Source organism: Pseudomonas sp. GW460-LB5, assembly GCF_059423245.1.
The window spans coordinates 84235-97173 of sequence record NZ_JBWKXT010000013.1 but is presented as its reverse complement, the minus strand read 5'-3'; the positions used below and the strand labels follow the sequence as shown (position 1 = coordinate 97173).

At 63.4% G+C, this 12939-nt stretch carries 11 protein-coding genes and 1 pseudogene; 6 read left to right on the top strand and 6 right to left on the bottom strand.

The window, feature by feature from the left end; translation table 11 throughout:
- Positions 1–4 precede the first annotated feature (4 nt).
- The gene (gene lysA, locus AC07XM_RS10830; protein ID WP_023047197.1) at positions 5–1252 is read right to left on the bottom strand and encodes a diaminopimelate decarboxylase; all 1248 of its coding nucleotides are present in this window, start codon (positions 1250–1252) and stop codon (positions 5–7) included.
- Between the two features lie 9 nt (positions 1253–1261).
- On the bottom strand, positions 1262–1471 hold the full coding sequence (lptM, locus tag AC07XM_RS10825; protein ID WP_016489768.1) for an LPS translocon maturation chaperone LptM: 210 nt from the start codon (positions 1469–1471) through the stop codon (positions 1262–1264).
- A gap of 190 nt (positions 1472–1661) precedes the next feature.
- On the opposite strand from lptM, the gene cyaY reads away from it, so the two are divergent.
- The 3 genes from cyaY (at position 1662) to rnk (ending at position 2778) form a co-directional block, all read left to right on the top strand.
- Entirely contained in the window at positions 1662–1994 is a 333-nt protein-coding gene (gene cyaY, locus AC07XM_RS10820) for an iron donor protein CyaY (protein WP_016489767.1), read from the top strand.
- Position 1995: 1 nt separating this feature from the next.
- A complete protein-coding gene (locus tag AC07XM_RS10815) occupies positions 1996–2220 on the top strand; it encodes a DUF1289 domain-containing protein (RefSeq protein WP_016489766.1) in 225 nt (74 codons plus the stop codon).
- A gap of 147 nt (positions 2221–2367) precedes the next feature.
- Positions 2368–2778: a nucleoside diphosphate kinase regulator gene (gene rnk / locus AC07XM_RS10810; protein ID WP_023047198.1), complete on the top strand. Its 411-nt coding sequence runs from the start codon at positions 2368–2370 to the stop codon at positions 2776–2778.
- Positions 2779–2808: 30 nt separating this feature from the next.
- Here rnk and AC07XM_RS10805 read toward each other — a convergent pair whose 3' ends face one another.
- Positions 2809–5658: a class I adenylate cyclase gene (locus AC07XM_RS10805; RefSeq protein WP_102689445.1), complete on the bottom strand. Its 2850-nt coding sequence runs from the start codon at positions 5656–5658 to the stop codon at positions 2809–2811.
- A gap of 166 nt (positions 5659–5824) precedes the next feature.
- On the opposite strand from AC07XM_RS10805, the gene AC07XM_RS10800 reads away from it, so the two are divergent.
- Positions 5825–6277, top strand: a complete 453-nt coding sequence (locus AC07XM_RS10800; protein ID WP_016489763.1) for a YaiI/YqxD family protein — start codon at positions 5825–5827, stop codon at positions 6275–6277.
- 28 nt (positions 6278–6305) lie between these two features.
- On the opposite strand, the gene elbB is transcribed toward AC07XM_RS10800, so the two are convergent.
- Positions 6306–6974, bottom strand: coding sequence for an isoprenoid biosynthesis glyoxalase ElbB (elbB, locus tag AC07XM_RS10795; protein ID WP_016489762.1), 669 nt, complete (start codon positions 6972–6974; stop codon positions 6306–6308).
- A 112-nt stretch (positions 6975–7086) separates the two neighbouring features.
- Here elbB and AC07XM_RS10790 point away from each other — a divergent pair.
- Positions 7087–7713 (top strand): annotated as a pseudogene (locus AC07XM_RS10790) (sterol desaturase family protein); the annotation flags it as partial.
- A gap of 501 nt (positions 7714–8214) precedes the next feature.
- Here AC07XM_RS10790 and AC07XM_RS10785 read toward each other — a convergent pair.
- Positions 8215–8859 (bottom strand): DedA family protein, encoded by a 645-nt coding sequence (locus AC07XM_RS10785; RefSeq protein ID WP_172455925.1) that lies wholly within the window; start codon positions 8857–8859, stop codon positions 8215–8217.
- 213 nt (positions 8860–9072) lie between these two features.
- Here AC07XM_RS10785 and ppk1 point away from each other — a divergent pair, with 213 nt between their 5' ends.
- The gene (gene ppk1 / locus AC07XM_RS10780) at positions 9073–11334 is read left to right on the top strand and encodes a polyphosphate kinase 1 (protein WP_016489759.1); all 2262 of its coding nucleotides are present in this window, start codon (positions 9073–9075) and stop codon (positions 11332–11334) included.
- On the opposite strand, the gene ppx is transcribed toward ppk1, so the two are convergent.
- Positions 11321–12823: an exopolyphosphatase gene (gene ppx, locus AC07XM_RS10775; protein WP_016489758.1), complete on the bottom strand. Its 1503-nt coding sequence runs from the start codon at positions 12821–12823 to the stop codon at positions 11321–11323. The two genes, ppk1 and ppx, sit on opposite strands and share 14 nt — an antisense overlap.
- Positions 12824–12939 lie beyond the last annotated feature (116 nt).

Below are 12939 nucleotides of genomic sequence, written 5' to 3'. Positions count from 1 at the left end.
GGGCTTACTCCGGCAGCAGGCTTTCGCCAGCGTACAGTTCGGCGATGGTTTCGCGGCGGCGTACTTCGAACGCCTGGTCGCCGTCGACCAGGATTTCAGCGCAACGGCCACGGGTGTTGTAGTTGGAGCTCATGACAAAACCATAGGCGCCCGCGGACTGCACGGCCAGCAGGTCGCCTTCGGCCAGGTTCAGCACACGGTCCTTGCCGAGGAAGTCGCCGGTCTCGCAGATCGGGCCGACCAGGTCGTAGGCACGGCCTTCACCCTCGCGTGGCACGACCGGGCTTACACCCATCCAGGCCTGGTAAAGCGCAGGGCGAATCAGGTCGTTCATCGCCGCATCGATGATGGCGAAGTCTTTGTGTTCGGTGTGCTTGAGGTATTCCACGCGGGTCAGCAGCACGCCAGCGTTGGCCACGATGTAGCGGCCCGGCTCGAACACCAAAGCCAGGTCGCGCGTGCCTACGCGTTCGCGAATAGCCTTGATGTAGTCGGCCACCAGCGGTGGTTCTTCGTCGCGGTAGCGCACGCCAACGCCGCCACCCAGGTCCAGATGGCGCAGGTGGATGCCGCAGTCGGCAAGGCGGTCGACCAGGTCCAGCAGGCGGTCCAGGGCATCGAGGAACGGCTCAACGGTGGTCAACTGGGAGCCGATGTGGCAGTCGACGCCAACCACTTCCAGGTTCGGCAACTGCGCGGCACGCACGTAGATGGCCTCGGCGTCGGCAATGGCGATGCCGAACTTGTTTTCTTTAAGGCCGGTGGAGATGTACGGGTGGGTACCGGCGTCAACGTCCGGGTTGACCCGCAGCGACACCGGGGCAACCTTGCCCATCTCGGCTGCCACGACTTGCAGACGCTCCAGTTCGTCGGTGGATTCGACGTTGAAGCAGTGCACACCCACTTCCAGGGCGCGGCGCATGTCTTCGCGGGTTTTGCCGACGCCAGAGAACACCACGCGGTCGGCGCGCCCGCCAGCGGCCAGCACGCGCTCCAGCTCACCGCCGGAGACAATGTCGAAACCTGCGCCCAGGCGCGCCAGTACGTTCAACACGCCAAGGTTGGAGTTGGCCTTGACCGCGAAGCACACCAGGTGCTCGGTGCCTTGCAGGGCATCGGCGTAGTTACGGTACTGGGCCTCGATGTGGGCGCGCGAGTACACGTAGGTGGGGGTGCCGAAACGTTCGGCGACGGCCGACAGGGCCACCCCTTCCGCGAACAGCTGGCCGTCGCGGTAGTTGAAAGCGTTCATCTGGTTTCCTTACTGCGCAGGCGACTGCTCGGGCTCGGACTGCAGCTCGGGCTGCGCTTGCGCCGGCGCCGGCTGGGCTTTTGGCTGGTGCTGGTGCGACTTGTGCGCTTTGCCGTTATCGCCGTCTTCAGGCAGGTACAGCGGGCCTTTCTGGCCGCAGGCCGAAACGAGGCAGGCAACAGCGACCAGCGCCGCGAAGGAGGAAATCAGGCGCTTCATGGGTGAAATCCTTAGAAAAATGCAGTATTGCGCCCGAGTATACCGAGCGACCGGCGGCTTGCCTATGCAAGGGCCGGTCCGCCGGGCGGGCTATTCTTACCGCCTTCAATGGCTAATCTTTGCATTCGGCGCCAAGCGCCCGTATCTTGCCCGGCTTGCCTGTAACGCAGCCAATTTCGAGGTTCCTGCAATGAGTTTGAGTGAAGCGCGTTTCCATGATCTGGTCGACGCGACCCAACAGGCGTTGGAAGACCTGTTCGACGAGAGCGGCCTGGACCTGGACATGGAGAACTCCGCCGGTGTGCTCACCGTCAAGTTCGAAGGTGGCGCCCAGCTGATTTTCAGCCGCCAGGAACCGCTGCGCCAGCTGTGGCTCGCCGACCGCTCAGGTGGCTTCCACTTCGATTACGACGAAGAAAGCGGCAAGTGGGTGTGCGAGAAGAGCGAAGAGCTGTTGGGCGAAATGCTCGAGCGCATCGTCTGGGAGCGGGCCGGCGAGAAGCTGGACTTCGACGAGATCTGACATGAGCACCGCCCCGGCCCGTCCCCCCAAGCCGCTCTACAGCAACGTCAGCCCCGCTGTGCCATCACCGTGCATCAGCGTTTGCCGGCTGGACGAACAGCGGGTGTGCACTGGCTGCCAGCGGCATGTGGAGCACATTCGCGAATGGCGCTCGGCCGATGACGAACGGCGTCGGCAGATTTGCCGCGAGGCCCAGGCCCTGCGCGACCAGGCTAAGGCACACTGATAGCAAGGGCTTGAGTATTTGCCCGGCTGTGGTAGTGTCGGGTTTCTGCGTCGGTGACGCCAAAGCCTTCACAAACCCCGCCCTTGGGCGGGGTTTTGCTTTATCTGCACGACGAAAATCGCCTGTTCAAAGGAGTCTGACTGGATCATGAGCACCAAGCCTTCCCTCATCCTCACCCGATTGGACGTACAGCGTCTGGAGCGTCTGATCGACAGCCTCGACGAAAGTACGCCGGGTGTGCTCGCCCTGCAGGACGAGCTGGACCGCGCCGAGCAGGTGGTCGGTCACGATGAAGTGCCGGCGGGCGTGGTCACCATGAACTCGCGCGTGCACTGCCGTGAGGAAGCCAGCGGCAAGGACTACCACCTGACGTTGGTCTATCCGAAGGATGCCGGGCCGGAAGGTAATGTCTCGGTCCTGGCACCGATTGGCTGCGCCTTGCTGGGGCTGTCGGTGGGCGAGCAGATCGACTGGCCGGCACCGGGGGGCAAGACCCTCAAGCTGAAGCTGCTGGAAGTGGAGTACCAACCAGAAGCGGCGGGCGATTACGACCTGTAAGGCTCAAGGGGGCTGCAAGGCAGCCCTCGGTCATTCACCCAGCACCTGCTCCAGCCCCTCATTCAACGCCTGCTCCAGCACCCGCTTGTAGTTCAGGTACACCTGCGTCGCGCCCAGCCGGTCATCCAGCAGCTCGGACAAATCCAGATCGGTGATGTAGCACCGGTACTGTCCGGCAGCGCGCCGTTGCCCGATGATCTGCCTGGCCACCACCGCATACAGCTGCGCACCATGCTCCAGCTCGGAAAACTCTTGCTGGTCGCAGTACAGCGTCACATGCGCCGCACCCGCCACACCGGCCTGGATGATGGCTTGCACCTCATAGTAGGGCTGGTCGCTGCCCTCGACCGGGGCTTGGCGCGGCTCGAGGCTACGCGCCTTGCCAACGCCGGAAGGCAACAGTTGCGCATAGTGGATATCCAGTGAGGCAGCGCGCTGGGTATCCAGCGGCAGCCGGGCATCACGGCGCATCACCACCGAACGCAGGAACCGCTGCAGCGGCAGCAGCAGGTGGGCTTCGTCATGCAGGGGCAGGCGTTGCTGCCACAGGGCATTGTACTCATCCAGCACATACAACTCGGCCCAGCCACCTTGCAGGCGGTAGAACACCTGGATGCAAGCCGGGCGGCCCTGTTCCAGCACCAGGCGCAGGTCGTGGTCCAGCAGGGCGTTGGTATCCAGGTACAGCGGGCTGTAGGCGCTGCGTTCTTCGCCCAGGTGGGCCAGCAGCCCCTCGTGCTCGGCCAGGGTGGCCAGGCCTACATGCCCGGCCAACAGCTCCAGCACATGGGTGTGCTGGGCTACCTCTAGCAGGTAGCGGTGGTTGGCGCCCTGGTCCAGCAGCAGCTGCACCGTGTCAAAAATTTCCTCCACGCGCTGGCTGATGGCCTGTGCGCGGCTCGGGCAAAAGCAGCGTATCCGCACCCGTGGCCGGTGGCCCCGCAGCACCGGGCTATTGAGGAAGTCGCGCAGGCAGCGCACCAGCGCATGTTCGCCTTCGTAGCGCTGGACCAGCACTTCGTTCCAGCTGTTCAGGGTGACTTGGTCCAGGGTCAGTACCAGGTTCTCGCGCACGCCTGCGTAGCTCAACGAGTCGGTACGCTCGGTGGTCATCAGGATGTTCAGATCGCGGTGATGGCGCAGCGGGTCGATGGCGACGTTGACCAGCAACAAAACCTCGTCGGCAACGCTGGGCTGCAGCAGGCGCACTTCGCTGACGATCGGCAAGGGCAGGGGAATACTTAGCTGCAGGCAACCCATCAGGTTGAACAGCTCTAATTCACTGAGGTCGCTGGCGCCGGGGTGCAGCGCCATGCGCGTGCTGCTGTCGATCACGCCGTTACGATGGGCCCAGGCCAGCAACTCGATCAGCTCGCGGCAGCGCTTTATCGGGCTGAAGTGCTCCACCTCGTGGGTGCTCAGGTTGCCGCAGTACAGCTCCCAGTGGTGGCTGCCGGGCTCCTTGCGGTTAGGTGCCTGAACCAGGGTCAGGGTCCCTTCGGCAAGGTCCGGGGCGATGCCGGGGTTGATCACCTCGACCTTGCCGGCGCGGCGCTCGAAGGCCGCGTACAGGCGCCGGCCCAGCACATTGAGGTCGCGCTGCTCGGCACGGCTGCTGGCGTTCTGGGTGCTGGCGAACTGGCTGAGGAAGCGGTAGCTGTGGTTCAGCTCGGCCACCAGTTCGCGGCGCTCGACAGCGACTTGCTGCACTTTCCATTGGCTACGGCTATCCAGCAGCGCCAACTGACGCTGGTCCCAGCCCCACTCGTCTGCCAGGCGCTGCAACAGCCGGCGCTGCCAGCCATTGGCGCGGCCTTGGTCGCTGAGCTTCTTGTTCACCTTCAGGTACAGGCTGCGCCGCACCCGTTCCAGGCGTGCGACCGCGCCGCGCTGCAGCAGGTAGCGCTCGATACGCCGATAGACCATGACGTAGGGGTCCAGTGCGTCGAGGTCGAGCTGATTGGCGAACACTGCCTGCTTGTAGTCCAGGCTCAGACAGCGCACGGCGGGGTGTTCACTGGCGTAGGCCTCGGTCAGCAGCAGCTTGAGTAGCGACTTGTAGGGCGAATCGATGCCCTTGAACAGTTGCCACAGGCCGGCACCGACGAACTCGCCGGGTGGAACGTGTGCCAGGTTGCCGAGATCGAGAGCGTCCTGGCTGCGGATGAAGCGTTTGGTCAGCAGGGTCTGGGTGTAGGCGTGATAATTGTGTTCCTGGTAGACGGGCACCAGCCACCACAGTGGTGTCCGCCCTGCCAGCCAGAGGGTGGTGCGGTAGAACTCATCCAGCAGCAGGTAGTGCTGGGTGGTGCCGCAGTCATCGGAGCCCAGCTGGCCGTCGCGCTGGCCTTGGGCAAAGCCTTGCGTGTCGATCAGGAAGAAGTGCGCCTCGGCACCCAGGCTTGCTGCCCAGTCCTCCAGCAATTGGCACTTGCGGCGCAGTTCTTCCAGCAAATGCTCGGGCAAGCCGGGCGCATGGCACACCCACAGGTCCATGTCGCTATGCTCGGCCTGGGCCAGCGAGCCCAGGCTGCCCATCAGAAACAGGCCGTGGATAGGGCGCGGCGGGTTGCCATGGCGGGCTTTGTAGGTGAACGAGCGGGCCAGGCGCTGGGCCTCGACCACCAGCTCGGCACCTGGCTCGTAACCCGATACGCCCGCAGGCGTGCTACCCGAGACGTAGCCCGGCAATAATGGGTGGTTCACGTGAAACAGCAGCGGCAGTAGCGTCAGTACCTGTTGCTGGCGTGTCGACAGGCCTTCCATAGCCCGCTGCAGGCGCCCTTGATTCAGTTGCAGGAAACGCGCACGCAATGTTGCCAGGACCTTGCGGTCGATGCCTTCGTCCAGGTCAGGGCGGATTTCGTGAGGGTGATTCATTGCGCGCTCGGGCAGGCCAGTGAAGCTGTGGCGAGTTTAGCCTGAGTAGCGGGGCCGGATAAGCGGCAATTGGGTTTTTGGCGCCATTTTCCCAGCGCGCGCCTGCTCCAGCTTTCGCTGCGCTTCAGGCATGATGGACGCATTGAGATCATGTAGAGAGTTTCCGATGCGTGTATGGATCGATGCCGACGCCTGCCCCAAGGCGGCCAAGGATCTGATCGTCAAGTTCGCCCTCAAGCGCAAGTTCGAGGTGGTGATGGTGGCGGGCCAGGCCGTGGCCAAGCCGGCGTTTGCGATCGTGCGCCTGATCGTGGTGCCCAGCGGCATGGACGCAGCCGACGACTACCTGGTCGAACACGCCGTGCCCGGCGAGCTGGTGATCTGCAGTGATGTGCCCCTGGCTGACCGCCTAGTGAAAAAGGGCGTGGCGGTGCTGGACCCGCGCGGTCGCGAATTCGACGAGCGCAACATGGGCGACCGCCTGGCGGCGCGCAACCTGTTCACCGAGCTGCGCGAGCAGGGCCAGGCAGGAGGAGGGCAGGGGACTTATGGCGAGCGTGAAAAGCAGGCGTTTGCCAATGCGCTGGACCGGATCATTGCCCGGCTGAGTAAAACCTGATGCGGGGCTGCTTTGCAGCCCCAAGGACTTACTGGTCACCCTCGTGCGTCAGTTCCAGCACCCGGTCCACCAACTTGTAGATCCCGCCAGCTGCCTCGCTGATCGACTTGGCCTCCATGTAAGCCGGAGTCGTCACCAGCTTGCGCTGGGTGTCTTCGACAATGTCGTGTACATCGCACGCCTCATGGGTGCCGCCCATCTTCTCGACAGCCGCCGCAGTGTCTGCGTCGCTGCCGATGGTGCAGACCACGCCCGGCCCGTAGATCTTCGCCGCAAGTGCTGGCGAAATGCAGATCAGGCCAACTGGCTTGCAGGCGTCGGCAAAGGCTTCGGCCAGGGCCAGCACGTCCGGGTTGACGCTGCAGTTGGCGCCTTCCACGGCGAAGTTGGACAGGTTTTTCGCCGCCCCGAAACCGCCCGGCACGATCAGCGCATCGAAGTCTTCGGCCTTGGCTTCGCGGATGTCCTTGACCTCACCACGGGCAATGCGCGCCGACTCCACCAGCACATTGCGCGACTCGGGCATTTCCTCGCCGGTCAGGTGGTTGATGACATGCATCTGCGCGATGTTCGGCGCGAAGCACTGCACCTGCGCACCGCGCTGGTCGAGGCGCAGCAGGGTGATCACGCTTTCGTGGATTTCGGCGCCGTCATACACGCCACAGCCGGAAAGAATCACCGCTACTTTTTTTGTCATGTTCATTACTCCAGTGTCGAGGCGCTAAATGTCCTCTAGTTTGGCAGATGTCGCCATAGGGGTTGCCGCAGGCGCGGCCTAATCTTGATGGATACCGCCTGAGGCCGTACCCATGGACCTGATACTGCTGGCCGTGCCGTTCTTCTTCGTGCTGATCGCCGTGGAGCTGGTGGTCGACCGCGTGCGTGGACAACGCAACTTTACCCTGGCCGACTCGATCAACAGCCTGAGCACCGGCGCGCTGTCGACCAGCACCGGGTTGCTGACCAAAGGCGCAGGGCTGGTGACCTATGCCCTGGCGTTCGAGCATTTGGCGCTGTTGCGCCTGCCGGCCGAAGCCTGGTGGGTATGGCTGCTGGCCTTCGTCCTGTACGACTTCTGCTACTACTGGTTGCACCGTCTGGGCCATGAACGCAACGTGCTGTGGGCTGCGCATTCGGTGCATCACCAGAGCGAGGAATACAACCTCACCACCGCGCTGCGCCAGACCAGTAGCGGGTTCATCTTCTCGTGGGTCTTCTACCTGCCGATGGCGCTGCTGGGCGTGCCGCCACTGGTGTTCATTACCGTGGCATCGCTCAACCTGCTGTACCAGTTCTGGGTGCATACCCGGCACATTCCCAAGCTTGGCTGGCTTGAGTGGGTGTTGATCACGCCATCCAACCATCGCGTCCACCATGCGCAAAATCCTGTTTACTTGGATCGCAATTATGGCGGCGTGTTCATTCTCTGGGACCGTCTGTTTGGCACCTTCAAAGAGGAAGACCCGGCCGAGCCGGTGGTGTTCGGGGTAACCACGCCACTGGCCAGCTGGAACCCGCTGTGGGCTAATCTGCAGTTCTATGCCCAGCTCTGGCATGACGCCCGGCACACCGCCAGCCTGTGGGACAAGCTGCGCATCTGGTTCATGCCCACTGGCTGGCGCCCGGTCGATGTGGCCGCACGCTTCCCGCAGGCCAAACAGGACCTGACGGTGTTTCGCAAGTTTGAGATTACCTTGGCTCGACCGCAACAAGCCTACGTGGCCATGCAGTTCGCGGTTTATGTGGCCTTGGGCAGCTACCTGATGGATGTGGCCGAGCGCGTGCCGGTCGCGGCGCTGGTGCTTGGCTGGTCGCTGATGGCATTTGGTCTGTTCGTGCTGGGCGCGTTGCTGGAGAACCGGCCCTGGGCTGCGCGCCTGGAGCTGGCGCGGCTGGTGGCGAATGCGCCGGCGCTGTACCTGGCCGGCGCACTGGGGCTAGCGGTGGTCGCGCCGCTGCTCTGGTGGTTGCTCGTGGTCTACAGCCTGTTCAGCCTCTGGGGCCTGGGCCTGGTCTGCCGCCTTGCGCTCCGCGCGCAAAGCGCGGAAGCGCCGGCGCAACCACAACAAGGCACCCAGACCCAGCAGGCCACCGAGCACCCATAGCTCGTAACGCTTCACGTTGCCCAGCAGGCCTTCGAGGATGGCACCGAAGTGGTACGCGGCCGCGCCCAAGGCAATTGCCCAGACGGCCGCGCCAATACCATTGAGCAGCAGGTAGCGGCGCGGCGGGTAGCCCGACAGGCCAATGGCCACCGGCATGACCGTGCGCAGGCCATAAACGAAGCGGAAGCTCAGCACCCAGATGTCGGGGTGACGGCGGATGTGGTCCAGCGCCCGGGCACCCATGGCTTCCCAGCGCGGTTTGCGTGCCAGGATCCTGCGCCCATGGCGACGGCCCATGAAGTACCACAGCTGATCGCCGGCATAGCTGCCCAGGAACGCCACCAGGCACACCAGCTTGATGTCCATGTACCCACGGAATGCAAGGAAACCCGCAAGCACCAAGATGGTCTCGCCTTCGAAGAAGGTGCCTAGAAAAAGGGCAAAATAGCCGAAATCCTGCAGGAATTGTTGAAGCATTTTCTGAGGTGCTGGCGAAATGAACGCGCAGCCTACCCCTTCGCGCGCATTCGTGAAAGTGTCCAAATGTGTCTCGACGTGAACAATTCCTACACAGACAATGCCAGAGCCCACGCGCCATGGCTTGCCCTGGTGTGTCACACAGGCGTCATAATGGGCGCTTATCTTGCCGCTCAATTGATGATAGGGCGTTAACGTCCTCAGGAACGCCAGATGAATAATGAAGTGCTCACCCCTGTCGCGATGAAGGATGCCCAGGAGCTCCCAGAAGAGATGGTGCAGACCCCGCCAGACCTGCCGCCGGCGGCCGAGCCCGAGCCCGAGCCCGTAGAGGAGCAGGTGGCCGAGCCTGTGGCTGCGGTAGCCGCGCCCGTGCCGGCCCCGGCAATTGCCGTCCCTGGCCTGGACGACAGCAGCCTGTACATTCATCGTGAACTCTCGCAGCTGCAGTTCAACATCCGGGTGCTGGAACAAGCCCTGGACGAGAGCTACCCACTGCTCGAACGCCTCAAGTTCCTGTTGATTTTCTCCAGCAACCTCGACGAGTTCTTCGAGATCCGCGTCGCCGGCCTGAAGAAGCAGATCAATTTCGCCCGTGAACAGGCCGGTGCCGACGGCCTGCAGCCGCACCAGGCGTTGGCGCGCATCAGCGAGCTGGTGCACTTCGAGGTAGAGCGCCAGTACGCGATCCTCAACGACGTGCTGCTGCCGGAGCTGGAAAAGCACCACATCCGCTTTATTCGCCGCCGTTACTGGACGCCCAAACTCAAGACCTGGGTGCGCCGCTATTTCCGCGACGAAATCGCCCCGATCATCACCCCGATCGGCCTGGACCCGACCCACCCGTTCCCGCTGCTGGTGAACAAGAGCCTCAACTTCATCGTCGAGCTGGAGGGGGTCGATGCCTTCGGCCGCGACTCGGGCTTGGCGATCATCCCGGCTCCACGCCTGCTGCCGCGGGTCATTCGGGTGCCTGAAGAAGTGGGCGGCCCGGGTGCCAACTACGTGTTCCTGTCGTCAATGATTCACGCGCACGCCGACGACCTGTTCCAGGGCATGAAGGTCAAGGGCTGCTACCAGTTCCGCCTGACCCGTAACGCTGACCTGGCGCTGGACTCCGAAGAAGTCGACGACCTGGCCCGCGCCCTGCGCGGCGAGCTGTTCTCGCGCCGTTACGGCGATGCCGTACGCCTGGAGGTAGCCGACACCTGCCCGAAACACCTGTCGGACTACCTGCTCAAACAGTTCAGCCTCAGCGAAAGCGAGCTGTACCAGGTCAATGGCCCGGTCAACCTTACCCGCCTGTTCAGCATTACCGGCCTGGACAGCCACCCGGAGCTTCAGTACACGCCGTTCACCCCGGCGATCCCCAAGCTGCTGGTGAACGCCGACAACATTTTCAGCGTGATCAGCAAGCAGGACATCCTGCTGATGCACCCGTTCGAGTCCTTCACCCCGGTGGTCGACCTGCTGCGCCAGGCCGCCAAGGACCCGCATGTGCTTGCCGTGCGCCAGACGTTGTACCGTTCCGGGGCCAACTCGGAAATTGTCGATGCCCTGGTGGACGCGGCGCGTAACGGCAAGGAGGTCACTGCGGTGATCGAATTGCGCGCGCGCTTCGACGAAGAGTCCAACCTGCAGATGGCCAGCCGCCTGCAAGCGGCCGGTGCGGTGGTGATCTACGGCGTGGTCGGCTTCAAGACCCACGCCAAGATGATGTTGATCCTGCGCCGCGAGCAGGGCGAAATCGTGCGTTATGCCCACCTGGGCACTGGCAACTACCACGCCGGCAACGCCCGCCTGTACACCGACTACAGCCTGCTGACCTCTGACGACGCTCTTACCGAGGACGTGGGCAAGCTGTTCAGCCAGCTGATCGGGATGGGCAAGACGCTGCGCATGAAAAAGCTGCTGCACGCGCCGTTCACCCTGAAGAAGGGCATGCTCGACATGATCGCGCGGGAAACCCAGTTCGCCCTCGAAGGCAAGCCGGCGCACATCATTGCCAAGTTCAACTCGCTGACCGACGCCAAGGTGATCAAGGCGCTGTACAAGGCCAGCCAATCGGGTGTGAAAATCGACCTGGTGGTGCGTGGCATGTGCTGCCTGCGCCCAGGTATTCCCGGGGTTTCACACAATATCCAGGTGCGCTCGATCATTGGCCGCTTCCTTGAGCACACGCGGGTGTTCTACTTCCTCAACGGCGGCGAGGAGCAGATTTATCTGTCCAGTGCCGACTGGATGGAGCGCAACCTCGACAAGCGCGTCGAGACCTGCTTCCCGGTGGAAGGCAAGAAGTTGTTGCTGCGGGTGAAGAAGGAGCTGGAAAGCTACCTGACCGACAACACCCACGCCTGGACCTTGCAGCCAGACGGGCGCTACGTGCGCAGCACCCCGACCGGCAACCAGAACCCGCGCAGTGCCCAGGCGACCCTGCTGGAGCGCCTGAGCAACCCGGTCCTCAACGTACGCTGAGGACGAAGCCGACCCGGGCCAGCCACTCCGCCTCGTTGGCGAAGTCGGCCTGGGTCAGCTGGTTCTGCTCCAGCCAGCCCTCAGGGAAGGCGACATCCAGGCTGTTGTCCCCACCGTTCAGTACCACCTTCGGCATCTGCTGGTTGCCCCGGATATGGTGGAACAGAATGGCGAAGCGCAGCAGCACGCACAGGCGCAGCAGCTTGATACCCTCTTCACCCAGCTCGGCGAACTTGTCCTTGGGGATGTTGCGGCGATGGCCGCGCACCAGCAGGGCCATCATCTGCTGGTCTTCGCGAGAGAAGCCCGACAGGTCGGAGTGCTCGATCAGGTAGGCGCCGTGCTTGTGGTAGTGGTAATGGGCGATATCGAGGCCGACTTCGTGCACTTTCGCCGCCCAACCCAGCAGATCGCGCCAGTTTCCATCTTTCAGCTCCCAGGCGTCGGCCACTTGGTCGAAGGCATGCAGTGCCTTGCGTTCCACGCGTGCAGCCTGGCCCTGGTCCACGTGGTACCGCTCCATCAGCGAATTGAGGGTGCGCTCACGCACGTCTTCGTGGTGGTGACGGCCAAGCAGGTCGAACAGCACGCCTTCACGCAGGGCGCCGTCACAGTGGTCCATGCGCTGCAGTTCCAGCGCGTCGAAGATCGCTTCGAGAATGGCCATGCCCGCCGGGAAGATGGTGCGCCGGTCCGGCTTGATGCCGTCGAAGTCGATCTTGTCGACTTCGCCCAGTTTGAACAGCTTGCGCTTGACCCAGGCCAGGCCCTCGGCGTTGACCTCGCCATTGCCCAAGCCGCCGGCCTTGATGGCGGCGCCGATGGCGCGGATGGTGCCGGACGAGCCAATGGCCTCGTCCCAGGTCAGGCGATGCAGGGCATGCTCGATGCTCATCAGTTCCAGGCGCGCGGCGGTGTAGGCCTGGGCGTAGCGGGCCGGGGTGATCTTGCCGTCACGGAAGTAGCGCTGGGTGAAGCTGACGCAGCCCATTTGCAGGCTTTCGCGCAGCAGCGGCTCGAAGCGCTGGCCGATGATGAACTCGGTACTGCCGCCGCCGATGTCCGCCACCAGGCGCTTGCCGGGTGTGTCGGCCAGGGTGTGCGACACGCCCAGGTAAATGAGGCGCGCCTCTTCACGGCCGGAGATGACCTCCACCGGGTGGCCGAGGATGGCTTCGGCGCGCTGGATGAACTCGTTACGGTTGCGCGCTTCGCGCAAGGCGTTGGTACCGACGATACGCACGGAGCCTGCCGGCATGCCGTTGATCAGCTGGGAAAAGCGCTTGAGGCAATCCAGGCCTCGTTCCATTGCCTCTTCACTGAGCTTGCGCTCTTCGTCGATGCCGGCGGCAAGCTGAACCTTCTCGCCGAGCCGCTCGAGAATGCGGATTTCTGTATGGTGGGCCTTGGCCACGACCATGTGAAAACTGTTGGAGCCAAGGTCGATGGCGGCGATCAGGGACAGGTTCTTCGCGATGGTATGCGGCATGATCTGGTTGTTCTCGGTCGTTAACCCGGCAATCGTGCCACGATAGCAGGCTGTCGCCAACGCGTGACACGCAGCCGATGTGCTGGCCTTGATGCAAGGCAATGTGCCATTCGATT

What these genes read in the sequence shown, in the direction of transcription:
- lptM (WP_016489768.1), bottom strand. Translation starts at nt 1,471, where the DNA reads ATGAAGCGCCTGATTTCCTCCTTCGCGGCGCTGGTCGCTGTTGCCTGC.
- elbB (WP_016489762.1), bottom strand. Translation starts at nt 6,974, where the DNA reads ATGACAAAAAAAGTAGCGGTGATTCTTTCCGGCTGTGGCGTGTATGAC.
- cyaY (WP_016489767.1), top strand. Translation starts at nt 1,662, where the DNA reads ATGAGTTTGAGTGAAGCGCGTTTCCATGATCTGGTCGACGCGACCCAA.
- AC07XM_RS10800 (WP_016489763.1), top strand. Translation starts at nt 5,825, where the DNA reads ATGCGTGTATGGATCGATGCCGACGCCTGCCCCAAGGCGGCCAAGGAT.
- ppk1 (WP_016489759.1), top strand. Translation starts at nt 9,073, where the DNA reads ATGAATAATGAAGTGCTCACCCCTGTCGCGATGAAGGATGCCCAGGAG.
- lysA (WP_023047197.1), bottom strand. Translation starts at nt 1,252, where the DNA reads ATGAACGCTTTCAACTACCGCGACGGCCAGCTGTTCGCGGAAGGGGTG.
- ppx (WP_016489758.1), bottom strand. Translation starts at nt 12,823, where the DNA reads ATGCCGCATACCATCGCGAAGAACCTGTCCCTGATCGCCGCCATCGAC.
- AC07XM_RS10805 (WP_102689445.1), bottom strand. Translation starts at nt 5,658, where the DNA reads ATGAATCACCCTCACGAAATCCGCCCTGACCTGGACGAAGGCATCGAC.
- AC07XM_RS10815 (WP_016489766.1), top strand. Translation starts at nt 1,996, where the DNA reads ATGAGCACCGCCCCGGCCCGTCCCCCCAAGCCGCTCTACAGCAACGTC.
- AC07XM_RS10785 (WP_172455925.1), bottom strand. Translation starts at nt 8,859, where the DNA reads ATGCTTCAACAATTCCTGCAGGATTTCGGCTATTTTGCCCTTTTTCTA.
- rnk (WP_023047198.1), top strand. Translation starts at nt 2,368, where the DNA reads ATGAGCACCAAGCCTTCCCTCATCCTCACCCGATTGGACGTACAGCGT.